This is a genomic window from Halomonas sp. LES1 (genome assembly GCF_031846005.1).
Lineage (GTDB): Bacteria > Pseudomonadota > Gammaproteobacteria > Pseudomonadales > Halomonadaceae > Halomonas.
Window position 1 is genome coordinate 172,031 of sequence record NZ_JAVRGC010000002.1, and the last position, 25,030, is coordinate 197,060.

At 66.4% G+C, this 25,030-nt stretch carries 20 protein-coding genes and 1 pseudogene; 16 read left to right on the plus strand and 5 right to left on the minus strand.

All coding sequences use genetic code 11. From position 1 onward, the window contains the following. Nucleotides 1–6 precede the first annotated feature (6 nt). The 12 genes from prfA to RM463_RS05055 all read left to right on the plus strand — a co-directional run bounded on the left by prfA (nt 7) and on the right by RM463_RS05055 (nt 13,040). Complete coding sequence (gene prfA, locus RM463_RS05000) at nt 7–1,098, plus strand: peptide chain release factor 1 (RefSeq protein ID WP_311429229.1); 1,092 nt, start codon at nt 7–9, stop codon at nt 1,096–1,098. 16 nt (nt 1,099–1,114) lie between these two features. Next, nucleotides 1,115–1,966, plus strand: a complete 852-nt coding sequence (prmC, locus tag RM463_RS05005) for a peptide chain release factor N(5)-glutamine methyltransferase (RefSeq protein ID WP_311429590.1) — start codon at nt 1,115–1,117, stop codon at nt 1,964–1,966. Between the two features lie 197 nt (nt 1,967–2,163). Then, complete coding sequence (locus tag RM463_RS05010; RefSeq protein WP_311429230.1) at nt 2,164–2,664, plus strand: Lrp/AsnC ligand binding domain-containing protein; 501 nt, start codon at nt 2,164–2,166, stop codon at nt 2,662–2,664. A gap of 8 nt (nt 2,665–2,672) precedes the next feature. Next, nucleotides 2,673–3,434 carry a molybdopterin-synthase adenylyltransferase MoeB gene (locus RM463_RS05015; protein ID WP_311429231.1) on the plus strand — a complete coding sequence of 254 codons (762 nt, stop codon included), beginning with the start codon at nt 2,673–2,675 and terminating at the stop codon, nt 3,432–3,434. 302 nt (nt 3,435–3,736) lie between these two features. After that, nucleotides 3,737–5,023, plus strand: coding sequence for an FAD-binding oxidoreductase (locus RM463_RS05020; protein WP_311429232.1), 1,287 nt, complete (start codon nt 3,737–3,739; stop codon nt 5,021–5,023). An 83-nt stretch (nt 5,024–5,106) separates the two neighbouring features. Further along, nucleotides 5,107–6,216 (plus strand): ABC transporter ATP-binding protein, encoded by a 1,110-nt coding sequence (locus RM463_RS05025; protein ID WP_311429233.1) that lies wholly within the window; start codon nt 5,107–5,109, stop codon nt 6,214–6,216. A gap of 10 nt (nt 6,217–6,226) precedes the next feature. After that, complete coding sequence (locus RM463_RS05030) at nt 6,227–7,150, plus strand: ABC transporter permease (protein WP_195689472.1); 924 nt, start codon at nt 6,227–6,229, stop codon at nt 7,148–7,150. Further along, the gene (locus RM463_RS05035; protein WP_311429234.1) at nt 7,147–7,944 is read left to right on the plus strand and encodes an ABC transporter permease; all 798 of its coding nucleotides are present in this window, start codon (nt 7,147–7,149) and stop codon (nt 7,942–7,944) included. Before RM463_RS05030 ends, RM463_RS05035 begins: the two co-directional genes overlap by 4 nt. 39 nt (nt 7,945–7,983) lie before the next feature. Beyond that, a complete protein-coding gene (locus RM463_RS05040) occupies nt 7,984–9,048 on the plus strand; it encodes a spermidine/putrescine ABC transporter substrate-binding protein (RefSeq protein WP_311429235.1) in 1,065 nt (354 codons plus the stop codon). Nucleotides 9,049–9,100: 52 nt separating this feature from the next. After that, nucleotides 9,101–10,468, plus strand: a complete 1,368-nt coding sequence (locus tag RM463_RS05045; RefSeq protein ID WP_195689469.1) for a glutamine synthetase family protein — start codon at nt 9,101–9,103, stop codon at nt 10,466–10,468. Between the two features lie 52 nt (nt 10,469–10,520). Beyond that, nucleotides 10,521–11,597 carry a spermidine/putrescine ABC transporter substrate-binding protein gene (locus RM463_RS05050; protein ID WP_311429236.1) on the plus strand — a complete coding sequence of 359 codons (1,077 nt, stop codon included), beginning with the start codon at nt 10,521–10,523 and terminating at the stop codon, nt 11,595–11,597. A gap of 150 nt (nt 11,598–11,747) precedes the next feature. After that, nucleotides 11,748–13,040, plus strand: coding sequence for an FAD-binding oxidoreductase (locus RM463_RS05055; protein WP_311429237.1), 1,293 nt, complete (start codon nt 11,748–11,750; stop codon nt 13,038–13,040). Nucleotides 13,041–13,186: 146 nt separating this feature from the next. On the opposite strand, the gene RM463_RS05060 is transcribed toward RM463_RS05055, so the two are convergent. Beyond that, nucleotides 13,187–14,926: a formate--tetrahydrofolate ligase gene (locus RM463_RS05060; protein ID WP_311429238.1), complete on the minus strand. Its 1,740-nt coding sequence runs from the start codon at nt 14,924–14,926 to the stop codon at nt 13,187–13,189. Nucleotides 14,927–15,122: 196 nt separating this feature from the next. On the opposite strand from RM463_RS05060, the gene RM463_RS05065 reads away from it, so the two are divergent. Next, nucleotides 15,123–16,145, plus strand: coding sequence for a GlxA family transcriptional regulator (locus RM463_RS05065; protein WP_311429239.1), 1,023 nt, complete (start codon nt 15,123–15,125; stop codon nt 16,143–16,145). A gap of 5 nt (nt 16,146–16,150) precedes the next feature. Here the strand turns inward: RM463_RS05065 and RM463_RS05070 are convergent, their stop codons facing one another. Together RM463_RS05070 and RM463_RS17505 are read right to left on the minus strand one after the other, a co-directional pair. Beyond that, on the minus strand, nt 16,151–17,596 hold the full coding sequence (locus tag RM463_RS05070; RefSeq protein ID WP_409230095.1) for a glycine cleavage T C-terminal barrel domain-containing protein: 1,446 nt from the start codon (nt 17,594–17,596) through the stop codon (nt 16,151–16,153). After that, a pseudogene (locus RM463_RS17505) lies at nt 17,585–18,718 on the minus strand (NAD(P)/FAD-dependent oxidoreductase); the annotation flags it as partial. The gene RM463_RS05070 and the pseudogene RM463_RS17505, both read right to left, overlap by 12 nt. A 236-nt stretch (nt 18,719–18,954) precedes the next feature. Here RM463_RS17505 and RM463_RS05080 point away from each other — a divergent pair. The 3 genes from RM463_RS05080 (at nt 18,955) to RM463_RS05090 (ending at nt 21,937) form a co-directional block, all read left to right on the plus strand. Continuing rightward, nucleotides 18,955–20,151, plus strand: a complete 1,197-nt coding sequence (locus RM463_RS05080; RefSeq protein WP_311429242.1) for a glycine cleavage T C-terminal barrel domain-containing protein — start codon at nt 18,955–18,957, stop codon at nt 20,149–20,151. A gap of 6 nt (nt 20,152–20,157) precedes the next feature. Further along, entirely contained in the window at nt 20,158–21,024 is an 867-nt protein-coding gene (locus RM463_RS05085; RefSeq protein ID WP_311429243.1) for a methylenetetrahydrofolate reductase, read from the plus strand. 214 nt (nt 21,025–21,238) lie between these two features. Continuing rightward, entirely contained in the window at nt 21,239–21,937 is a 699-nt protein-coding gene (locus RM463_RS05090) for a glycine zipper 2TM domain-containing protein (protein WP_311429244.1), read from the plus strand. Between the two features lie 136 nt (nt 21,938–22,073). Here RM463_RS05090 and RM463_RS05095 read toward each other — a convergent pair whose 3' ends face one another. Beyond that, the gene (locus RM463_RS05095) at nt 22,074–23,567 is read right to left on the minus strand and encodes a Na+/H+ antiporter NhaC family protein (RefSeq protein ID WP_311429245.1); all 1,494 of its coding nucleotides are present in this window, start codon (nt 23,565–23,567) and stop codon (nt 22,074–22,076) included. Between the two features lie 78 nt (nt 23,568–23,645). After that, nucleotides 23,646–25,022: a glutamine synthetase family protein gene (locus tag RM463_RS05100; protein ID WP_311429246.1), complete on the minus strand. Its 1,377-nt coding sequence runs from the start codon at nt 25,020–25,022 to the stop codon at nt 23,646–23,648. Nucleotides 25,023–25,030 lie beyond the last annotated feature (8 nt).

A 25,030-nucleotide genomic window follows, 5' to 3' on the forward strand; every position in this document is an offset into this window, starting at 1 on the left:
CGACGAATGAAAGCTTCCCTGCGCCAGCGTCTCGACGACTTCGGCGAGCGCTTCGAGGAGCTCGCCGCCCTGCTGGCGGCGCCCGAGGTGATCGGCGACCAGGCCCGTTTCCGCGACTACTCCCGTGAATACGCCGAGCTCGAGGCTCTGGTGGAGACATGGCGTGAGTATCGTGCCGTGGAGGGCAATATCGAGGAAGCCGAGCTGCTCGCCTCCGACAGCGACCCCGAGATGCGCGAACTCGCCGAGATGGAGCTGAGCGAGAGTCGCGAGAAGCGCGACGCCCTGGAGGGGGAGCTCAAGCGCCTGCTGGTGCCCAAGGACCCCGATGATGGCCGCGGTGTCTTCCTGGAGGTCAGGGCGGGCACCGGGGGTGACGAGGCCGCGCTGTTTGCCGGTGACCTGTTTCGCATGTACTCGCGCTACGCCGAAAAGCACGGCTGGAAGGTGGAGGTGGTCAGCGCCAACCACGGTGAACAGGGGGGCTACAAGGAGGTCATCGCGCGCATCAAGGGGGAGGGGGCCTATGCCCGGCTCAAGTTCGAATCCGGCGCCCACCGCGTGCAGCGCGTGCCGGCCACCGAGTCACAGGGGCGCATCCACACCTCGGCCTGTACCGTGGCGGTGATGCCCGAGGTGGATGCGGTGGGCGACATCGATCTCGACCCCAGCGACCTGCGGGTGGATACCTTCCGCTCCAGCGGCGCCGGCGGCCAGCACGTCAACACCACCGATTCGGCGATTCGCATCACCCACCTCCCGAGCGGTGTGGTGGTGGAGTGCCAGGAGGAGCGTAGCCAACACAAGAATCGCGCCAAGGCGATGTCGCTGCTGGCCGCCCGTCTCAAGCAGCACGCCCTGGATAGCCAGCGTCAGCAGCAGGCCGATACGCGGCGTAGCCTGGTCGGCTCCGGGGATCGCAGTGAGCGCATCCGCACCTACAACTTCCCCCAGGGGCGGGTCACCGATCACCGCATCAACCTGACCCTCTACAAGCTCTCCGAGGTGATCGGTGGTGAACATCTCGACGAGGTGATCGAGCCCCTGGTCCACGAATACCAGGCCGAACAGCTCGCCGCCCTGCAGCAGGAGGCTTGAAGTGCAGGGTGGAGAAGTGACCCTCGATGCCCTGCTGGCCCAGACCTCGGCCAGACTGAGCGCGGCCGGCTCCCCCACGGCGCGCCTCGATGCCGAGGTTCTGCTCTGCCATGTACTGGGCGTCGAGCGTACCTGGCTCTATACCTGGGGCGATCGTCGGGCCGATGTCGAGGCGGCGGCGCGTTTTCGAGCGCTGGTGGCACGTCGCGAGGCGGGGGAGCCGGTGGCCTATCTCACCGGCGAGCGGGAGTTCTGGGGCCTGCGCCTGGCGACCGACCCCAGCACGCTGATCCCACGACCCGACACCGAGACCCTGGTCGAGTCCGCCCTGTCGCTGGCGGAAGAGCCCGAGGGCAGGCTGCTCGACCTGGGCACCGGCAGCGGGGCCATCGCCCTGGCCTTTGCCTGCGAGCGTCCCGCCTGGCGAGTGCTGGGCCTGGATATCCGTCCCGAGGCGGTCGCCCTGGCGCAACACAACGCCGCACGACTGGCCCTTGCCAACGCCGAGTTCCGCGAGAGCGACTGGTTCGCCGTTCTGAAGGACGAGGAGAGCAGAACACGCTTCTCTCTTATCGTCTCCAATCCGCCCTACATCGCCGAGGATGATCCCCACCTGGCCATGGGGGATGTGCGCTTCGAGCCACGCTCGGCGCTGGTGGCCGATGGCGACGGGCTGGCGGACCTGCGCCACCTGGTGACGATGGCGAGGGAGCACCTGCTACCCGGCGGCTGGCTGCTGCTGGAGCATGGCTGGAGCCAGGCCGCGGCGGTGCGCGAGGCACTCGAGGCGGCAGGTTACTGCGAGGTAGCCAGCCGCCGGGATCTCGGCGGCCATGAGCGGGTCAGCCTGGGGCGACGACTGCCGTGATTGGCCGGCTGGCCGTGGAGGGTAGAGTCAGTCGAGGCGCTCTCGGCGAGTCAGACCAAGCGTTGATAGCCGTCGATGCTTTGCTGTGGTACACCTTTTGTAGATGATATTTCCGTTAGCTGCCGCGGAGCAGGGTGAATCCTGGTAGATTCTGCTGTTGCGGCGGCCTGTGCCCCTTCGACGGTGTCCCTCACTCCATGAAAGCCAAGACTCGTACCCTCGATCGCATCGACCTGAAGATCCTGCGCTGCCTGCAGGAAAACGCCCGCATCTCCTATGTCGACCTCGCCAGCCAGGTGGGGCTCTCCACCACGCCCTGCCTGGAGAGGGTCAAGCGGCTGGAACGCTCGGGGGTGATCCGTGGCTACCGCGCCGTGCTCGATCCCCGGGCCCTCAAGGCCAATCTGCTGGTGTTCGTCGAGATCAGCCTGGAGACCCAGTCGCCGGCGGTATTCGACGAGTTCCGTCGCGCCGTGGCGCGCCTGCCGCAGATCCAGGAGTGCCACCTGGTCTCGGGGCAGTTCGACTATATCCTCAAGTGTCGCATTCCCGAGATGTCCGCCTATCGCCAGCTGCTGGGTGACGTGGTGCTGACCCTGCCCGGGGTCAAGGAGTCCAAGAGCTATGTGGTGATGGAGGAGGTCAAGGAGAAGTTCTCCCTTCACATCCCCGATATCGAGGAGCTTGAACACAAGTGAGTCGCGCCATGAATGACCAGGAACTGCTGCGTTACAGCCGCCAGATCATGCTGGAATCCATCGACATCGAGGGCCAGGAGCGTCTGCTCGCCAGCCATGTTCTGATCGTCGGCGCCGGTGGGCTCGGTTCGCCGGTGGCCCTCTATCTGGCGGCTGCCGGGGTCGGGCGGTTGACCCTGGCCGATGCCGATGAAGTCGAGCTCTCCAACCTGCAGCGCCAGATCGCCCATGGCGAAGCGGACCTGGGGCGCAACAAGGCCGATTCTGCGCGCGAAGCGGCACAGGCGCTCAACCCGGGGTGTTGCATCGAGACGCTCACCGACCACCTGCAGGGGGAGAGCATGGCGGCGGCGGTGGCCAGCGTCGATGCGGTACTCGACTGTACCGATCGCTTCTCCAGCCGCTATGCGATCAACGCCGCCTGCCGCGCGGCCGGGGTGCCGCTGATCTCCGGCGCGGCGATCCGCTTCTCCGGCCAGCTGGCGGTATTCGATCCCCGCGACCCCGACAGCCCCTGCTATGCCTGTCTCTATCCGCCCGATGGTCAGGGCGATGAGGCGCTCTCCTGTGCCGAGAGTGGCGTGGTGGCACCGCTGGTGGGACTGGTCGGAAGCTTTCAGGCACTCGAGGCGATCAAGCTGCTGAGCGGCGCCGGCGCGACTCATCAGGGGCTCTCCACCTTCGATGGCCTGAGCGGTGAGTGGCGCCGCTTCGGAATCTCCCGCGACCCCGCCTGCGCCACCTGCGGCGATCGAGCGTCTGCCCCGTGATGGCGGCTTCCTGACGCCGGTGGGGACTCGTCGGGTTCGGGTCTGGTCTCCTGCTGGCGGGTGATCCGGGGCTGAGCTGGAACTGAGATTGAGCTGAGCTTGAGCTGAGATTGAGCTGAGATTGAGCTGAGCAGATGGCCCTCCATATGACGCTCCGAGGGCTTGTGGCGGGGCGGAGTGTTATTGAATACTTGACATCAACGCGTCGCCTGGTATCAAACTGACACCCAGTCAGCACTCTCATGACAACCTCATGACAACAACGACAATATCCCATCAGCGCCCAATCCCGGGGAGCCTGCATGACCGACCACGCCGCATCGCCGAGTTCCTGGTATCGAGATTCCATCGCCGTCGACCCTGGCCCCTGCCCACCCCTCGAGGGGGAGGTGCGTGCCGATGTCTGTGTGGTTGGTGGGGGGATCACCGGCTGCTCGGCGGCCCTGGAACTGGCCGAGCGGGGCTATTCGGTGGTGTTGCTGGAAGCCGGCGAGATCGGGCACGGCGCCTCGGGGCGCAGCGGCGGGCAGATCCTGCCGGGCCTGGGCACCGACATGGCCACGGTGGAGAGGGCGCTGGGGCAGGAGGCCGCCCGTGATATCTGGCGCCTGAGCCGCGAGGCGGTGGCGCTGACCGCCGAGCGTGTCGAGCGTCATGCCATTCCCTGTGATCTCCAGTGGGGCTATCTGCATGCGGCGGTCAAGGAGCGTCATGTGCGCGAGCTGGCCGAGCACCGCGACCGCATGGCCCGCGACTATGACTATCACGACCTGGAGATGCTCGAGGGCGAGGCGCTGCGCGAACGGGTGGTCACCGATGCCTATCCGGCCGCCCTGCATGAATCCGCGGCCGGCCATCTGCATCCGCTCAACTACACCCTGGGCCTGGCCCGCGCCGCACGCGACGCAGGGGTAAGCATTCACCAGCATAGCGCCGCCGTGGCGATCGAGCGCGGCCAGCCGGCCTGCGTACGCACCGCCACCGGCCGGGTCACCGCCGACTTCGTGGTGCTGGGGACCAATGCCTACCAGGCAGGCCTGGTGCCGGAGCTGTCGGGGCGGGTGATGCGCGCCGCCAACTACATGATCGCCACGGCCCCGCTCAGCGAGTCCCAGGCGGCCCGGGTGCTTCCCCGTAATGATGCCCTGTCGGATGCCAACTTCGTGCTCGACTACTATCGCCTCTCCGGCGATCGCCGGCTGATCTACGGCGGCGAGGTCAGCTATGACGGCCGCGAACCCAGGGGCATCCAGGCGCGCATGGATGCCAAGATCGCGCGGCTCTTCCCGGTGCTCGAGGGGATTCCCATCGAGTATCGCTGGGGGGGCGACGTGGCCATCACCTTGAATCGTGCACCGGACTTCGGCCGCCTGGGGGACAACCTCTACTACGCCCAGGGCTACTCAGGTCATGGCATGGCACTCGCGGGGCTGGCCGGGCGGCTGATGGCCGAGGCCATTGCCGGCCAGGCCGAGCGGCTCGATGCCTTCGCCGCCATGCCTCACCGGCGCTTTCCCGGCGGCTCCCTGCTGCGTACCCCTCTGCTGGTGCTGGCCACCACCTTCTACAAGCTTCGCGATCGGCTCTGATGGGGAGGTGCGATGCCAGCACAACCGACTCCGCACCAGCCGATTCCATAACAGCCGATTCCACAAGAACAGAGAGCAAGCCGATGACCGATACCCTGACCCTGGAGGCCGCCGACATCCCTTCAGCCGAGGTGGAGGAGCCGAGTCGCGAGGCCTCTTCCATCGAGATGCAGGGGCTGCACAAACGCTTCGGCCGCAACACCGTGGCGCTGGATGGTGTCGACCTGGTGATCGAGGCGGGGGAGTTCTTCACCCTGCTGGGCCCCTCGGGGTGCGGCAAGACCACCCTGCTGCGCATTCTCGCGGGCCTCGAGGAGGCCGATGACGGGCGCCTGGCCATCGGCGGCCGCGATGTTACCGAGGTGCCGCCCCATCAGCGCAGCGTCAATACCGTCTTTCAGTCCTATGCGCTCTTCCCGCATCTCTCCGTGCGGGAGAACCTGGCCTTCGGGCTCAAGATGCGCGGCATGCCCCCCGAGCAGCGCGAGGCACGGGTCGCCAGGATCGCCGAATTCATCCAGCTGGGTGACCTGGTGGAGCGGCGCGTCGACCAGCTCTCCGGCGGGCAGCGTCAGCGCATCGCCCTGGCCCGGGCACTGGTCAATGAGCCCGACGTGCTGCTGCTCGATGAGCCCCTGTCGGCGCTCGATGCCGGCCTGCGCAGCCAGCTGCAGGTGGAGCTGTTGCGGGTCCAGAAGCGCCTGGGCATGACCTTCGTGTTCGTGACCCATGACCAGGACGAGGCGATGGTGATGTCCGACCGCATCGCGGTGCTCAACGGCGGCGTGATCCAGCAGGTCGGACCACCCCGGGAGGTCTATGAGCATCCGGCCAATGCCTTCGTGGCGCGGTTCATGGGGCATGACAATCTCTACCCCATCGACGCCCGGGATGGTGACCGACTGACCACGCCCCTGGGCGTGCTCAGCGCCGAGGCGGCCGGGGAGGGCGATCTGCTGTTGATTCGTCCCGAGACCCTGGATCTGCTGCCTGGCGAGCAGCCCGGCGACAATCGTCTGCCGGCCACCGTGACCGAGCGGCTCTATCGCGGCAGCCACGCGGAGTACCGGCTGGAGGTGGGGGAGACCACGCTGCAGGCGACCCTGAACAACCGCGGTCGACGCCTGCCCGAGGTAGGCGACCGGGTCACCGTGTCGGTGGCGCCGGAAGACCTGGTCACCCTGAGTGAATAAGGAGCCACCCATGTCCTATGCCGGCGTGACCCCATCGGCCCGCAGCCGGGCCATGGTGCGCGAGAGTCGCCACCTGCTGTTTACCGTGGCACCGGGTGCCATCTGGATCGTCATCTTCCTGGTGCTTCCCAGCGCCTATCTGATGGGGGTGGCCTTCATGACGAACGGCCCCTACGGGCTGCCCGAGATGCCACTGTCGCTGGGGTCCTTCGAGCGCCTGGCCGGTTTCGGTTTTCTCGGCTGGAGCCCGGGTAACCTCTATACCCTGCTGCGCTCGCTCTGGCAGACCCTGGTGTCCACCGGCCTGGTGGTGCTGGTGGCCTACCCCATCGCCTATTACATCAGCACCTGCCGCGAGAGATGGCGACCGATCATGCTGCTGCTGGTGGTGGTGCCCAGCTGGACCAATCAGGTGATCCGTACCTTCGGCTGGATGAACCTGCTGGCACCGGGCACTCCGCTCTCCAGCCTCGCCGAAGGGCTGGGGTTGATCGCGCCCAACATGGGGCTCTATCCCTCCAACTTCGCCGTTACCCTGGGGCTGGTCTACAACTTCCTGCCGTTCATGGTGCTGCCGCTCTACGCCGCCTTCGAGAAGCTCGACACCGCCCAGGTGGAGGCCGCTCAGGATCTCTACGCCTCGCCGGTGCGTGCCTTCTGGCATGCGGTCTTCCCCCAGACCCTGCCGGGGCTGCTGGCCGGCGTCGTGCTGGTGGCGATCCCCGCCTTCGGCATGTACGTGATTCCCGAGCTGCTGGGAGGCGGCAAGGGCATGATGCTCGGCAACCTGGTGGCCAACCAGTTCTCGGGCGGGGCCAACTGGCCGCTCGGTGCGGCCGGCGCGATCCTGATGCTGATCGCCACCTTCATCGGGCTTTACGCCATGCGTCGCATCGGCAAGCGTCTGGGTGGCGGGGAAGAGGTGGTGATATGAGAAAGCGCACACTCAAGCGAAGCCTGACCGGCTTCTGGTGGTTCACCCTGGCCTTCCTCTATCTGCCGCTGGCCGTGGTCGCCCTGTTCTCCTTCAACGCCTCCAACAGTGCCGCGCGCTTCACGGGGTTTTCCTGGCGCTGGTACGAGCGGCTGCTGGGCAACGAGGAGATCCTCTCGGCCTTCGCCAACAGCATGGTGCTGGCGATCGTCTCCTCGACCGTCGCGCTGGTGGTCGGCTGTCTGATCGGCTACGGCATGTATCGCCACCGCCATCGCAAGCTGGGCTGGCTGATCGTGCTGATCTATCTACCCATCGTGCTGCCGGATATCGTCTTCGGCATCTCGGAGATGGCCTTCTTCGTGCAGGTCCACCGCCTGACCGGCTTCCTGCAGCCTGGCCTGGGCACCATGATCATCGCCCACGTCACCTTCCAGATTCCCTTCGTGGCGCTGATCGTCTATTCGCGCTTCGTGGGCCTGGATCCGACGCTGTTCGAGGCGGCCAAGGATCTCTACGCGACGCCTATCAAGCGCGTCATCCACTTCATGCTGCCGACCATCAAGCCGGCGCTGATCTCGGCCTTCTTCCTCTCCTTCACCCTCTCGGTGGATGACTTCGTCATCAGCTTCTTCACCGCGGGACCGGAGAGCGCGACCCTGCCGATCTACATCTGGGGCGCGATCAAGAAGGGAATCTCACCGGAGATCAATGCCATCGCCACCCTGATGATCGCGGCGGTCGCCATCGTCGCCGTCATCAGCCTGATCTTCAGCCGTCGCCGGCAGGCCTGAGCCGGCACTTGCCTTCACAGGGAAACCAGGAGAGTCATCATGACAATCAACAAGAGTGCACTCGCCCTATCCATCGGTGCCGCGCTGCTCGCCGGCAGCGCCCAGGCCCAGGAGAACAAGCTCTACCTGTTCAACTGGACCGAATACATGGACCCCGAGATCATCGAGGCCTTCGAGGCGAAACACGACGTCGAGGTGGTGCAGAACTACTTCAACTCGCTGCCGGAGATGCTCTCCAAGCTTCAGGCGGGTGGTGTCTCGCAGTACGACATCATCGTGCCTTCCAACTACTATGTGCCGAGGCTGATCAAGACCGGGCTGGTGCAGCCGCTGGACAAGTCGAAGATCCCCAACTTCGACAACCTGATGGAACAGTTCAAGGATCCGACCTTCGACCCGGGGGGCGAGTACAGCGCGGCCTATCAGTGGGGCACCACCGGGGTGGTCTACAACAGCGAGACCTTCCCGGATGCACCCAAGAGCTGGTCGCTGCTCTTCGACCCCGAGGTCAATCCCGACCATCCCTTCGCGCTGATGGGCGATGGCCAGGTCAATCTGGGGGGAGCCTGTGCCTATCTGGGGCATGGCTACGACTGCACCGACCCGGAGGGCTGGAAGGAGGCCGCGCGGCTGCTGATCGAGACCAAGAATCGAGAGACCTTCAGTGGCTTCAGCGACGGCACGCCACAGCTGCAGCAACTGGCCCGGGGGGTGACCCATGCCGGCCTCACCTACAACGGCGACTACCTCTACTTCAAGGAGGAGGACCCCGATACCTTCGCGTCGCTGGAGTTCATGATCCCTGATGAAGGTGCCGAGATGTGGGTCGACTCGATGATGATCACCGCCGAGGCCCCGAACCCTGACCTGGCGCATCAGTTCATCGACTTCATTCTCGACGCCGAAGTGGGTGCCCAGCTCTCCAACTTCAACTACTACGCCAGCCCCAACGCCGCGGCGGAGCCCTATCTGGATGAAGTGCTGACCCAGCCCCCGGTGCAGCCCAGCGAGGCGGATATGGAGCGCCTGCGCTTCACCCCGAGCCTCGAGGGCGAGTCGCTGCAGGTGTTCCAGCAGCTGTGGTCGGAAGTGCAGTCGCGCTGAGTGGACGGCCCCGGTATGCGGGGCCGCCTTTCCATAAGCAAGGACATTCCCCATGAGTAACCGACAGGAACAGCCGCTTCTCAACGACTGGTTCCAGAAACATGGCATCACCGAGGTCGAGTGCCTGGTCAGCGACCTGACCGGCATTCTCAAGGGCAAGATCATGCCCGCCGGCAAGTACCTCAACGGTGGACGCCCCCGTCTGCCCGATTCGATCTTTATCCAGACCGTTACCGGAGGCTATCCCGACGACGAGGATATTCGCTTCTGGAACCAGACCGAGCGGGACATGGAGCTGGTACCCGATCCCGGTGCCATCTACCTGGTGCCCTGGGCCGAGGATCCCACCGCGCAGATCATTCATGACTGCTTCTACCTGACCGGCGAGCCGGTGGATCTGGCGCCGCGCCATGTGCTCAAGCGGGTGCTGGGGCTCTACGCCGAGCGGGGCTGGAAACCGGTGATCGCGCCGGAGGTGGAGTTCTATCTGGTCAAGACCAACACCGACTCCGACTACCCGCTGGAGCCGCCCATCGGGCGCACCGGGCGACAGGAGAGCAGTCGCCAGTCGTTCTCCATCGACGCGGTCAACGAGTTCGATCCGCTGTTCGAGGAGATGTATGACTACTGTGACGCCATGAGCCTCGACCTGGACACCCTGATCCACGAGGAGGGAGCGGGGCAGATGGAGGTCAACTTCCAGCATGGGGACCCGCTGGCACTGGCCGACCAGGTGGTAATGTTCAAGCGCACCCTGCGAGAAACCGCGCTGCGTCACGGCATGTATGCCACCTTCATGGCCAAGCCGATGGCCAATGAGCCCGGCAGCTCCATGCATATCCACCAAAGCCTGCTGGATAGCGAACGCGGCCATAACCTGTTCGCCGCCGACGACGGCCAGCCCAGCCGGCTGTTCCACCACTTCATCGGTGGCCTGCAGAAGTACCTGCCGGCGGCGATGCCGCTGCTGGCGCCCAACGTCAACTCCTATCGTCGTCTGATGCGCACCGACAGCAGCGGCTCGGCGCCGATCAACGTGGAGTGGGGCATGGATAACCGCACCGTGGGGTTGCGGGTGCCGGTATCGACGCCCGAGTCGAGCCGCGTGGAGAACCGGCTGGCCGGTGCCGATGCCAACCCGTATCTGGTGATGGCGGCCTCGCTGGCCTGTGGCTATCTGGGCATGTTGAGCCAGCTCGAGCCGCGTCCGCCGATGACCGGTTCGGCCTGGTCAGGCGGCCACAAGCTGCCCGACGATATCGGGCCGGCACTGGATCTGCTGCAGGAGTGCCAGGCCCTCTCCGATATCCTCGGCGAGCGCTTCACGCACAGCTATCTGGCGGTGAAACGGGCCGAGCATCGCGCCTACTTCCAGGTCATCAGCTCCTGGGAGCGGGAGCACCTGCTGCTCAGGGTCTAGGCTAGTGGCCGAGGGCCTGCGCCCTCGGCGATTCGAAACAGGGAGATCGACGATGCTGACACCAAGACACTGGGCGCCGCTTGCGGGGCTGGGCCTGCTGGCCTTGAGCCTTGCCGCGGCGGCCGAGGATGGCAAGCTGCGGCTGTTCAACTGGTCGGACTACATGGACCCTGCGATCATCGAGGGTTTCGAGGCGGAGACCGGTCTCGAGGTGGTGCAGAACTACTACAACTCCAACGCCGAGCTGTTCTCCAAGCTGACTGCCGGCGGTGACGCCCAGTACGACCTGATCGTGCCCTCGGACTACTTCGTGCCGCGACTGATCGAGGCCGGCCTGATCCGACCGCTGACGGCCGAGGGGGAAGGGCTCGAGGGGCACGACAATATCCTCGGCGAGTTCCGCGGGCCGAGCTATGACCCCGAGGGGATCTACACCGTGCCCTACCTGTGGGGCGCCACCGGCATCGTCTACAACACCGAGACCTGGCCTTCGCCCGAGCCTGGTTGGGGGCTGCTCTACGACCCCCAGGTCAATGCCGACTATCCCTTCGCGCTGCTCAAGGGGGACGCCCAGTTCACCTTCGGCACCGCCTGCGCCTTCCAGGGAGCCGGCTTCGACTGTGTGGGCCAGGAGCCCTGGGTGGCGGCCGCCAGGCAGGTCATCGAGACCCGCAATCGCGACAACTTCGTGGGCTTCACGGATGCCACGGCGGCCATCGAGCAGGTGGCCAACGGGGTGATCCACGCCGGCGTGGCCTATAACGGCGACCTGGCCAACAAGCGTGCCGAGGCTCCCGAGACCTACGGCAAGCTGGGGTTCTTCATTCCCGAGGAGGGCTCCCAGCGTTGGGTCGATGTGCTGGCGATCCCGTCGTGGGCACCCAATGTCGAGGCCGCCCGGGCCTTTATCGAATATCTGCTGCGCCCCGAGGTGGCCGCGCGGCTGGCCAACTACAACTTCTACACCACGCCCAACGAGGCGGCGCTGGAGCTGGTCAATGATGCCCTGCGCGAACCGCCGGTGATGCCGGATCCGGCGGCCCGGGAGCGGCTCCACTTCACCCCCTCGGTGAGTGGCGAGGAGCTGGAGCTGCTGCAGGAGCTCTGGAACGAGGCGCGCAGCCGCTGAGATCACCGCCACCCAGTGGGAATGCCGCCGACGGAGTGCCCGTCGGCGGTTTTTTGGTGAGTATCATATGCCTTTCTGGTTGTTGTTCTGCCGTTTTGGCCGGTAATATCGCGACATAGCGTCAAGTAAAGTTTCCAATAAGGGGTCGCCATGTCCGCCTCGTTCGAATCCGGTCACGCCGCATCATGGTATGCCGATACCGCCAACCCGACGCCCGAACGCCCCGCCCTCGAGGGTGATATCGACTGTGATGTATGCGTGGTGGGAGCCGGCTTCACGGGAATCTCCGCCGCCCTGCATCTGGCGGAGCGTGGGCTGTCGGTGGTGGTGCTGGAGGCGGTCAGGGTCGGTTACGGTGCCTCGGGGCGAAATGGCGGCCAGATCGTCAACAGTTACAGCCGCGACATGGACGTGATCGAGGCCAGGTACGGCGCCGAGACCGCCCGGGCCCTGGGCGACATGGCCTTCGAGGGCAACCGCATCATCCGCGAACGCGTGGCCCGGTATGCCATCGACTGTGATCTGCGCGACGGCAACCTCTTCGCCGCCTGTAACGGTCGGCAGCTCAAGGGGCTGCGCGAGCATCAGGCGCTGTGGGAGCGCTACGGCTACCGGGAACTCGAGCTGCTGGAAGGGGAGGCGCTCAAGCGCGAAGTGGTCAGTGACCGCTATACCGGCGTGCTGGTCGATCATGGCGGTGGCCACCTGCATCCACTCAACCTGGTGCTGGGCCAGGCGGCCGCCGTGGAGTCCCTGGGTGGACGTATCTTCGAGCACTCGCCGGTCACGGGGCTGAAGCATGGTGACCCGGCGGTGGTGTCGACCGCCAGGGGGCGTGTGCGTGCCGAGCGGGTGGTCGTGGCCGGCAATGCCTATCTCAAGGGCGTGCTGCCGGAAATCGAGGGCAAGTCGATGCCCTGTGGTACCCAGATCATCACCACCGAACCCCTGGGCGAGGAGAGGGCGCGTGGTCTGCTGCCCAATGGCCTGGCGGTGGAGGACTGCAACTACCTGCTCGACTACTACCGCCTGACCCGGGACAACCGGCTGCTCTATGGGGGAGGGGTCAATTACGGCGGCAGCGACCCGGCAGATATCGAGAGTGTCATCCGGCCCAAGCTGCTCAAGACCTTCCCCGAGCTTGCCGACGCCGGGATCGACTATGCCTGGAGCGGTACCTTCCTGATGACCCTCAACCGGATGCCTCAGTTCGGGGTGATCAACGGCAATGTCTACTATGCCCAGGGCTACTCCGGCCACGGTGTTACCTGTACCCACCTGGCCGGCAAGCTGATCGCCGAAGTGATGCACGGTCAGGGGGAGCGCTTCGACGCCTTTGCCGGGCTGCCGCATCTGCCGTTCCCCGGTGGACGCCTGCTGCGGGTGCCGCTCTCCGCCCTGGGAGCCTGGTATTACCAGGCCCGTGACAAGCTCGGGCTATGAGCCTTGATGTTGTCACGAGGGGCGCCGGGACCGACAGGGGACAGAGCCCCCGGCGGAGATGGTTCACACAGGAGTCGTGCACTGCGACAGGCATCGAGATTTCGCGGGGGGCTGTCCTCGACAGGGATCGATAGGGTGAGAGGGGGTCAATACAGGCCAACGGTATTACCCTCGTCATCGATATCGATTCGGGTGGCAGCCGGTGAGGCGTTGAGCCCGGGCATGGTGCGGATATCGCCGGCCAGGGCGTAGACGAAGCCGGAGCCGGCCGAGAGGCGCACCTCGCGTACCGGCAGGCGCCAGCCGGTGGGGGCACCCAGCAGGCGTGCATCGTGAGTCAGCGACATATGCGTCTTGGCGATGCACACCGGCAGCGCGCCATATCCCCGCGCCTCCCAGCCCGCCAGACGCTCCTGTATGCCCGGGGCGAAGTCGACACCATCCGCGCCATAGAGCCGGGTGGCGATGCGCTCGATCTTGTCCGCCAGGGGCAGCTCATCGGGATAGAGGTAGTGAAAGGCGTCGGTGTCACCGGCCGCCCCCTGCGTCGCCTCGACCAGTGCCTCGGCCAGCGCCACGGCTCCCTCACCACCGTCGCGCACATGGGTGGAGAGTTCGGCGCGTACCCCCACCGAGGCACATAGCTCGCGAATGGCGGCCACCTCGCTCGGATGGTCCCCGGGGAAGGCGTTGATCGCCACGACCGGCGTCAGGCCGTGGGCCCGCACGTTGTCGATCTGCTTGAGCAGGTTGGCGCCTCCCGCCATGACCTCTTCCGGGGCCTCGGCCAGCAGCGAGGCCGGTAGCGGCTGGCCGGGAATCACCCGGTGCTTTCCGCAGTGGTACTTCATGGCGCGCACCGTGACCACCAGCACCGCGGCGTCGGGGGTGAGGCCCGAGGCACGACACTTGATATTGAAGAAGCGCTCCCCCCCCATGTCGGCGCCGAAGCCGGCCTCGGTAACCACGAAGTCGGCGGCGTGGAGGCCGATTTGGTCGGCGACGATGGAAGAATTGCCGTGGGCGATATTGCCGAAGGGGCCGGCGTGGATCAGCGCCGGCGCATGCTCCAGGGTCTGCAGCAGGTTGGGCTTGAGCGCCTCCTTGAGCAGCACCGTCATGGCGCCGGCGGCGCCGATCTGCTCGGCGGTGACCGGCTCGCCGTCGCGGTCGAGCCCCACGATCAATCGCCCCAGTCGTTTCCGCAGGTCGGCCAGCGAGTCGGCCAGCGCCAGCACCGCCATCACCTCCGAGGCGGCGGTGATCTCGAAGCCCCCCTGACGAGGCACGCCGTCGCCGCGCCCGCCGAGGCCCAGCACCAGGTGGCGAAGCGCGCGGTCGTTGAGGTCGATCACCCGCTGCCAGCAGATGTCCCGTGGGCTGAGCTCCGGGGCGAGGCGGTGATGCAGATGGCTGTCGACCATGGCCGCCAGCAGGTTGTGGGCCGCGGCGACGGCATGCAGGTCACCGGTGAGGTGCAGGTTGATGCGCTCCATGGGCAGCACCTGGCTGTGGCCACCGCCGGTGGCGCCACCCTTGAGGCCGAGAGTCGGCCCCATGGAGGGCTGGCGCAGGGCCACCGCCGCGCGATGGCCCAGGCGCTGGAGTCCCTGCACCAGGCCGATGGCGGTGGTGGTCTTGCCTTCGCCGGGGGGCGTCGGTGTCATCGAGGTGACGACCACATAGCGCCCGCGTGGAGACTCGGCCAGTGCCGTCATGGCCGTAAGGTCGATCTTGGCGATGCCGCGCCCGTAGGGCTCCACCGCCTCGCCGGGCAGACCCAGGCGGTGGGCGATCTCCTCGATGGGCCAGAGTCGTGCCGCCCTGGCGATGCTCAGGTTGTCGTTGGGTTGCGCGGGAATGGGGTCGCTCGCTTGGGTCGGCATGGCGGTTGCTCCTGAGAAAACGCCGGTCGTCGGGTTCAGTATCGCCCGCATCGTCCGCCTCTCTTGTCTGGCGACGTCGAGGGTCTATGGCACAGCGACACCCTGAGCGTGATTGTCCCCCACTTGCCTCAAGCAACGAGGATAGGCTATCTCTGATGTCCAAGAGTCATCGCCTGCCTTTCGGGAGCCAGTGAGTATGTCGACCACCGCCGTGGCAGGTTGCCACTACGATATAGGATTCCTGCTGCTGCCGGGCTTCTCGCAGCTGGCCTTCGCCTCGGCCCTGGAGCCGCTGCGGATGGCCAACCATCTGGCCGACCACCGGCTCTATACCTGGCACCTGGTGAGTCGTGATGGGGGTGAGGTGCATGCCAGCAACGGCCTGGCCACGCTGGTGGACCAGGCGCTGGAGCCGATGCCGGCCCTGGACCTGATGCTGGTGTGCAGTGGGGTGGGGGTGCAGGCGCATTGCGAACGCCCGGTACTCGCCTGGTTGCGCCGCCTGGCCGAGCGCGACACGCCGCTGGGGGCGCTGTGCACCGGTAGCTATGTGCTGGCGATGGCGGGGCTGCTCGACGGCTACCGCTGTACCCTGCACTGGGAGCATATCGGCAGCCTCCACGCGGCGCGGCGCTTTCCCGCCGTGACCTTCTCCTCGCAGCTCTTCGTCATGGATCGCGACCGCTTCACCTGCTCGGGAGGGATTGCCCCACTGGACATGATGCTCAACCTGATTGGTCGCCAGCAGGGCCTCGGCCTGGCCGAGGCGATTGCCGAGGAGTTCATTCATGAGCGCATTCGCGGGGTCGACGACCGTCAGCGTACCCCGCTGCGGGTGCGTCTGGGGCATAGTCATCCCAAGCTGGAGGAGGTCGCCACCCTGATGGAGGCCAACCTGCAGGAGCCGCTGGCACTGGATGAGCTGGCGCGTTATGCCGGCCTGTCGCGGCGCCAGCTGGAGCGGCTGTTTCAGCGCTATGTGGAGGTGCCCCCGCTGAAGTACTACCTGGCCCTGCGCCTGGCTCGAGCACGACTCCTGCTGCTGCAGACCCATATGCCGATCACCGAGGTGGCGCTGGCCTGTGGCTTCATTTCGCCGCCTCACTTCACCAAGTGCTATCACGACCACTTCGGCCACTCGCCCAGCGGCGAGCGCAAGCGGCGGGCGCTGCGCCAGGCCGAGCTGACGATATCTCACGAACGGACCCTGGAGGAGTAGGCCGCTCAGCTGCGTGGTCGCTCGCCCAGCGGGTCGTAGAGCGCCCGATAGCCCACCGCGGCCACGCGCATCGAGTAGTGCTCGCCGAAGTACTCCATCAGCAGTCGGCGGTCCTCTTCGGCATAGGCCCCGGGCAGATAGCCCATCGCGATATTGCACTCGAGAGAGGGGCCCCAGGCGATGCTGGTGGTATAGGAGCGCCGTCCCAGGGTGTCCACCGGCACCTCACCGCTCTCGGGGTCGAGCAGTGGTGCCTGGCCGACCGGGAAGCGCGGTATGCCACTGCTGTCGTGGTGATCCTCCATCACCAGGGTGCATAGGGTGGCCGGCTGATGCTCACGACCACGCTGCTCGAGGTGGGCACTCTTGCCGTGGAACTCGGCACTCTTCACCTTGGGGCGGGCCAGGCCCGCCTCCAGGAGGTTGTAGTCGGTGAGCAGGTCGACATTCTGAAGGCGCAGGCTCTTCTCCAGGCGACGGCTGTTGGCGTAGGTGTCGATCCCCACCGGCGTGACGCCGGCCTCGAACAGTCGGTCCCAGAGCGCCAGCCCGTAGCTGAAGGGGACGTATAGCTCCCAACCCTGCTCACCCACATAGGAGATTCGGAAGGCCCAGACCGGCAGGCCCTGGACACGTATCTCGCGGGCGGTGGCGAAGGGGAGGTGGGCATCGTCCAGGGCCTCAGGCACATCGGCGAGTGCCTGCAGGGTGCGGCGGGCGTTGGGGCCCCACAGGCCCAGGGTGGCCAGGCCGTCGGTGCGGTCCTCCAGGTGCCAGCGGGTCAGGCCCCATCCCTCGCCACGGCGGATGATCCACATCAGGTCGCGGTGGCCGGTATCGCCACCACAGATCACCCGCCAGCTGTCCGGCGCCAGGCGCACGATGGTGAGGTCGGAATGCACGCCGCCGGCGTCGTCGAGGAAGTGAGTGTAGACCCCCTTGCCGATGGGGGTGTCGCCACCGATGCGTGCCACCGATAGACGCTCCAGCAGTGCCTCGGCATCGTGGCCCGAGATATCGTAGATGGCGAAGTGGGAGAGATTGACCATGCCCACGTCATCGCTCATGGCGAGCTGCTCGGCATTGGCGACACGCCAGAAGTGGCGGGCATCCCATTCGGCGGGGCGCTCCGGCACCCGTTCCAGATAGGCGGCCAGACGCGTCTCGTTGGCGGCATAGCCGTGGGCGCGCTCCCAGCCGGCGGCCTCCATGAAGTAGCCCCCCAGCTCCTGCTCCCTCGACCAGAAGGGGCCGCGCCTGAGGTTGCGGCCGCTGGCGAAAGGCTCCCGGGGGTGCACCGGCGGGTCGTAGATCTTCTGGGCGATCTCCCGGCAGCGTCCATGGACGTGGTGCGGGGTCTTCTGCACCGGATAGAAGCGAGCGATATCGACGCTGCAGGGGTCCATGTCGGGCCGGCCCCGGGTGATCCAGTCGGCCAGCAGCTTGCCCATGCCAGGGGCGTCCTTGACCCATACCGCCTCGCAGAACCACAGGCCGCGGGTTTCCGGCGACTCGCCCACCAGCGAGCCACCGTCGGAGGTGACCGAGAGCAGGCCGTTGAAGGAGTGCTTCTCGTCCAGCCCCAGTTCGCCGAGCACCGGGGTGAGCGCCATGGCGCGCTCCAGCGCCTCAGCGACCTGGTCGATCTCCAGGTCGCGCATCGAGGGGGAGAGCCGGGCCCGGTGGCGATCGAGGATGGCGTGCGGCTCCACCAGGCGCGGTTCCCGCGGCTCATAGTGGCCCAGTTCGAGCTGTCCGCCCTCGGTGCTGGCCGGGTCACCGGTATCGCGCAGATAGGCGGAGTTGCCCTGGTCGCGCAGCAAGGGGTAGCCGATCTCCTTGCCGCTGCCGGCGAAGGTGTCGAAGGGACCGAAGAAGATCAGCGGGTGTTCCAGTGGCATCAGCGGCAGGGCGGCACCGCCCATGGCGGCGGGAATCGGTCCCCAGATACCGGCGGTAACGATCACCAGAGGCGTCGAGACATAGCCCTTCAGCGTCTCGACGCCGTGAACCCGTCCATCGCGGACATCGATATCCAGCGCCGGGGTCTCGGCGAAGGCGTGCAGATGGCCGCTGGCAACGGCCTTCTCGATCAGCTCGCCGGCAACGCGCTGGGAGCGTGGCACCACCAGCCCGGCGTCGGGATCCCAGAGGGCGCCGAGCACCAGGTCGCGCTCCAGCAGCGGGAAGCGTGCCACCGTCTCGTCGGCATCGATCATGCAGGCGCGGGTACCGAACGCCTTGCCCGAGGCGACCTTGCGCTAGAGCTCGGCCAGGCGCGCGTCGTCGCCGACCCTTGCGATCTCCAGCCCGCCGGACTTGTGGTAGTGGCCCATCGCTTCAAAGAAGCGCTGGCTGTAGGTGGTGGTATAGCAGCTCAGGCGGTCGTGGGAGGTCATGTAGCAGAAGTCGGAGGCGTGAGCGGTGGAGCCGACGTCCGAGGGCAGGGCGGCGGTCTCCAGACCCACCAGGTTGGTCCAGCCCAGCTCGATGAGGTGGTGGGCCACCGAGGCTCCGACGATGCCGCCCAGGCCGATGATCACCGCGTCTGCCTGCGAGGGTAGGGTTGCCATGGTCAACCTCCTGAGAGCACCTGAGTTTCTGCCAGCATAAGGCAGCCCCGGCAGGTCACGCTGTCCCGCGACGACGCCTCCTTGTCCGCTGGCGACAGGCCGTCGTCGGGGCTGTCGCCCACGGCTAAGAGTGGGCCGCCCATGGCGAGATGGGTGGCCCGAGTCGGGTCTAGTGTCGAAGGCATGGGACCGGCGCGGGGCCGGTACCTGTCACAGCGACCCATGAGGTGAGCGTCATGTCCCAGGTCATCGAAAGCGTCGAGCACGCCCGTGAAGCACCGGAGATTCTGCTCTATCCGCGTATTCGCAAGTCACCCTTCTTCTATGCGTCGCGGCGCCATGGGGTGCGCAAATATAGTGTCTACAACCACCACTATCATCCACGGCTCTATACCGACCCCGTGGACGAGTACTGGGCCCTGGTACAGGGTGTAACCCTGTGGGATGTCGGCGTCGAGCGCCAGATCGAGATATCGGGGCCCGATGCCTTCGCCTTCACCCAGCGGCTGGTCCCCCGTGACATGCGCCACTGCCAGGTCGGGCAGTGCAAGTATGTCTTCGTTACCGGCCCCGATGGTGGCATCCTCAACGACCCGGTGCTGCTGCGCATCGAGGAGAACCGCTTCTGGCTGTCGCTGGCCGATAGCGACATCCTGTTGTGGTGCCAGGGGCTAGCCGTCAACTCGGGACTCGATGTCACCCTGCGCGAGGTGGATGTGGCACCGGTGCAGGTTCAGGGGCCCAGGGCCAAGGCGGTGATGGTGGACCTGTTCGGCGAAGCCGTGCTGGCGATGCCCTACTATCACCTGATGGAGGCGGAGCTCGACGGCATGTCGGTGGTGATCTCGCGCACCGGCTACTCGGGCGAGGTCGGCTACGAGATCTATCTGCGCGCGGCCAGTCGCTTCGGCGAGGCCCTGTGGCAGCGCGTGTTCGAGGCCGGCCGTCCCCACGGCATGCAGGTGATCGGCCCCTGCCATATCCGTCGTATCGAGGGGGGGATCCTCGCCTTCGGCTGCGACATCTGGTACGACACCAACCCCTTCGAGGTGGGGATGGGATACGACTGGATGGTGGACCTGCGCGGGGATGATGACTTCATCGGTCGTGCCGCCCTGGAGCGCATCAAGGCCGAGGGAGTATCGCGCAAGCTGGTGGGGGTGGAGATCGACGGGCCCAGCGTGGGCTACTTCACCGATGGCAGCATGATCGACGTCTTCCCGGTATTCACTCCGGGCGGCGAGCGTATCGGTCAGGTCACCTCGGCCACCCGCTCGCCGCGCCAGGAGCGCAATATCGGCTATGCCATGGTACCCATCGAGCATGCCGAGCTGGGCACGGCACTGCGGATCGAGGCCAATACCGGACTGCAGGATGCCGTGGTCGTGGAGAAGCCCTTCCATGATCCGGCCAAGACCATTCCCAAGGAGTGAGAGCATATGACGTCGATCCGCTTCGAGCTGATGCCCCTCGTCGGCATGCAGGAAGCGGCGCTATCCCTGCCCGCAGGCGCCACGGTCACCGTGACCTGCTCACCACGCCACGGCCTCGAGCGGACCCTCGAGGCCACCGAGTGGCTGGTCGAGAGAGGGTTTCGTGTGGTACCGCACCTGGCGGCCCGGCGGGTGCGGGATAGTGCCCATCTGGAGTCGCTGCTGGGGCGCCTGGTGACCCTGGGTGTCGATGATGTCTTCGTGGTGGGTGGCGATGGAGAGAGTCCGCCGGGCGACTACCCCCACGGCCTCGCGCTGCTCGAGGCCATGGCGGGCCTGGCACAGCGACCGTTGCGGGTGGGGGTTCCCGTCTATCCCGAGGGGCATCACGCCATCGACGGAGATCTCCTGGAGCGTGACCTCGTCGCCAAGGCGTCTCTGGCCGACTATGCCGTGACCCAGCTCTGTTTCGAGGCCGAGCCGCTGCTGGCCTGGCGCAGGCGTCAGTCACGGCTGGGGCTCGCCCTGCCGGTCTATGCCGGCGTCCCGGGGCTGATGGAGCCCAGGCGGCTGCTGGCCATCGCCATGCGCCTGGGGCTGGGGCCCTCGATGCGGGCCCTGCGTCGCCAGTCGGGCTGGCTGAGACGGCTGCTGAGGCCCTCGGACTTTCGCCCCGACGCCCTGCTGGAGAGCGTGGAGCCGCTGCTGGATGATGGTGTCGACGGTTTCATCGGCCTGCATGTCTATACCTTCAATCGGGTCGAACCCACCCGGCGCTGGCTGGAGGCGCGTCTGCGCCTGATGTCCGGCCGGCCAGAGTCGGCGTCGTCGGGAGCCGGGCCCGTCACCTCGGCCGGCGAACCCCTGGCCTGAGGTGGAGATGTCACCATCTGGCGACGGGTGGGGAAGCTCTGTGGAAGTCGTCGTCGCTGCCGCCTCGATGCCACTCCTCGCCCTATACTGTGCCTGGTCGGGCAGCACCGGATTGCGCTGCCCCTCTCATCGCCACAAGCCATCAAGGTCACGCTCGTCTTAAGCCCGCAAGTGTTTCAGTGAGTGGTGTTCCGCTCTTATCAGGAGATGACAGATGAGCAAGACGTCGATCGTTGTCGGCGCGACGCTGGCCGTGCTGGGGGTTGGAGGACTGGCGTTCGGGGCCTGGCAGGTCCAGCAGCCGCGTGGGCCGGTATATGCCGAGATCCTGGCGGTAGAGCCCGTGACCCGAACCGTGGAGCGGCCAAGAGAGGTCTGCGAGGACGTTGAGCGGGTAGTGAGCGAGGAAGTCCCGGTCGAGGTGCCGGTTCAGGTTCCGGTGGAGGCGCCGACCCCGTCCGGTCCGGCGGCCAGCCGCGACCCTCACCGCATCGTCGGCAGTGCCGCCGGCGCTCTCGTCGGCGGACTGCTGGGCAACCAGGTCGGGGGTGGCAGCGGCAAGAAGATCGCCACCGTGGCGGGTGCCATCGGCGGCGCCCTGGCCGGACGCGAGGTTCAGGAGCGCGTCGAGGCGCGCCAGCATGCCCAGGCCGGTGGCCAGGTCCAGTACGAGACCCGCTATGAGACGCGTTACGAGACCCGCCAGCGGGTGGTTACCGAGGAGGAGTGCCGGACGGTCGTGGAGCAGCACGAGGAGTCGCAGGGCTATGAGGTCACCTACCGCCTCGATGGCGAGGAGCTCTCCCGGCGCCTGGAGACTCCTCCCCAGGCCGAGCGCCTGCCGGTGATCGATGGCGAGGTGCAGTGGCAGGCCGAGTCCGACGCCACGGCCGAGGCATCCACCGAGGTGTGAAATCCCGGTTCCGCCCGCTGCACGAAGGTTTCGCCCTCGACGGACCCCGTCTGCCCTTCCGTAATGACACCGCCCCCGAGCGAGAGGATCGGGGGCGGTGTGGTGTGGCCAGGTGCCAGGGGGCTGGCCCGAGGGATCAGGTCATCAGCATGCCTAGGGCGAGGAAGCCCAGGGTGGTCACCAGGGCCCCGATCAGGGCGTAGGGGATCTGCGTCAGCGCATGCTGCATCGGCTGACAGCCGCTGCCCTGGGAGGAGAGCACCGAGGAGTCGGAGAAGAAGCAGGCGTGGCTGCCAAAGCTCGAGGCGGAAAGCAGGGCACCGACCACCAGCGGCAACGGGGCACCCATGCTTTGCGCGATGGGGATCACGATGGGGATCGAGATCACGAACACCCCCCATGAGGAGCCGGTGGCGAAGACCACGATGGCCATGGAGAGGAAGACGATGGCCGGCAGCATGGCGACCGTCAGATAGGGGGTAAGGGAGTCGATCATGAAGGCCGTCATGCCGAGCTGGTCGTTGATCTCGCGAAGCACGAAGCCGACGGCGACGATGGCGAGCGGCAGCATCATGGTCCTGAAGCCGTCCATGATGGCATCCATCAGCGTGGCGAAGGTGGCCAGTCGCTGGACCAGGTAGAGCAGGATGGTGAACATGATGGCCACGATCACGCCCTTGAGAAGGTCGATCTCGAACCAGGCGCTGGCGCCGATCAGTACCGCCATCGGCAGCAGGAAGTTCATCACGCCGACCCATGGCCGCGTGATGGGCATATCATCCTCCCCGAGGGCGACCTCCGGGGCGTTGTCGGGGATCGGCTGGCCGTTTCTGGCGCGCTCCTCGGCGGCCTTCATCGGGCCGATATCGGGCATGATGCCGATGGCAACGAGCAGGACCAGCCCCATGGCCACCCAGCCATAGAGCATGAAGGGGATCGACTGGATATAGAGCCACATTCCCGGGCCATCGGTGGCGCCGTTGGTTTCGAGAAGCTCGGCGAAGTAGACCGCCCAGGTGGAGATCGGTACCAGAATACAGATGGGGGCCGCCGTCGAGTCGACGATGTAGGCCAGCTTTTCCCGGGAGACACCGAATCGGTCGGTGAGTCGCTTCATGGCGGCCGAGGTGGCCAGCGCATTGAGGTAGTCGTCGATGAAGATCAGTACGCCCAGCGTGGCGGTGCTGAGCAGCGACTGCCGCCGGGTCTTGACCAGTCGCGTCATGAAGTGACTGAAGCTCAGGGTGCAGCCCGACTTTTCCAGCATGGCAATGAAGCCACCCATCAGGCCGCACACCAGGATCAGCCAGGCGATGGTCTCATCCATCATGACCGCCATGGAGATGTCGGACAGCTCGCCGATGAAGTCGTCGGGTTGCAGCATGATAAGCCCCGAGAGGGCGCCGATGGCCAGCGCCTCCAGGGTGCGGTGGGTCGCGATGGCGACCACCAGCACGATCAACGACGGGACGAGGCTGATCCAGCCGAATGGCGTGCCGGGCTCATGGTTCAGGGTCAGGCCCCCGACCGTGAGCAGCAGGGCGGTGACCAGGGCGAAGGTCTTGCCGGTACCGCGACGGTCCGGCAGGGAAGGGGAGAAGGGGTGGCGCGCGGCCTGGTTGGAGCTCATGGGGTTACCTCCCGGTCGGCAATAGGGCGACGGGTCGACGTTGCTGTTGTGGTTGTCTCTCGTCGGAGCGGAAGAGAGTTAGACGTGACGCAGGTACCAGTCGATCTCCAGCTGGCTGACCTCCTGCATGGTCTGGCTGCGCTCGACACGCCGATTGGCCAGGAAGACCGTCAGGAAGTCCTGGCCCAGCGCCTCGCGCAGCGACTCGCTCTCCTCGAGAAGGTCCAGGGCCTGGCGCCAGCTGTTGGTCAGGCTGGGGGCGAACTGGTCGTAGGCGTTGCCGATCACCGCCGGGGGAGGCGTGAGCTCTCCGGCGATGCCATGCTCGATACCGGCGAGCAGGGCGGCCAGCAGCAGGTAGGGGTTGGCATCGGCACCCGCCACGCGGTGCTCCAGGCGCCGGGCGGCGTTGGGGCCGGAGGGAATGCGAACCGCCACCGAGCGATTGTCGAAGCCCCAGGTGGGGGTCATGGGCACATAGAGCCCCGGCTGGAAGCGTCGGAAGGAGTTCAGGTTCGGGGCGAACAGCGCCACGCTGGCCGGCATCTGCTCGAGTAGCCCGGCAACGGCATGCTTGAGGGTCGTGCTGCCCAGCACATCGCCATCGGCGGCGGCGAAGACGTTGTCGCCTGAGTCGTCGAGCAGGCTGATATGCACGTGGGTGCCGTTGCCCGCCTCCAGGCCATAGGGCTTGGCCATGAAGGTGGCCTCGAAACCGTGATTCTGTGCCACCCCCTTGATCAGACGCTTGAGCAGCACCGCGGCGTCGCAGGCGGCCAGCGCATCGGGGCCGTGCTTCAGGGTGATCTCGAACTGCCCCGGCGCACACTCCTTCAACATGGTGTCCAGCGGCAGCTGCTGCGCCTCGGCGGCAGCCTGTACGGCCTCCAGGAAGTCGGCATATTCGTCGAGCTCGTTCACCGAGTAGAGCTGACTCTGGCTGGCACGCTCACCGGTGACGGGGGAGCGTGGGGGCTGGATCATGCCCCCCTCGGCCCGATCACGGTCGACCAGATAGAACTCCATCTCCACGGCCACGACAGGGGTCAGCCGGCGAGCCTTCAGGCGCCTCAGCTGACGCTCCAGCACATGCCGCGGCTCGGCGAAGAAGCCGCTGCCGTCGGCTTCCTCCATGACCATCAGCAGCTGTGCCTGGCGCCCCTGACGACGCCAGGGCGTGGGCATCAGGGTACCCGGGAGGGGGCGGCAGACGCGGTCGGCGTCGCCGCTGTCCAGGCCCAGGCCGGTCTCCTCGACGGTGTTGCCGAGAATATCCAGAGCGAACACCGAGGCGGGCAGGTTGATGCCCTGGGTATAGGCCTTCTCGAGATTCTCCCGTGACACTCGCTTGCCGCGCAGCACGCCATTGAGGTCGCTGATCAGCAGGTCGATGCTGGTGATCTCGGGATGCTGCTCGAGAAAGGTGTTCGCTTCGTCGGCGTTGGGAGCGGTCATGTTGGCAC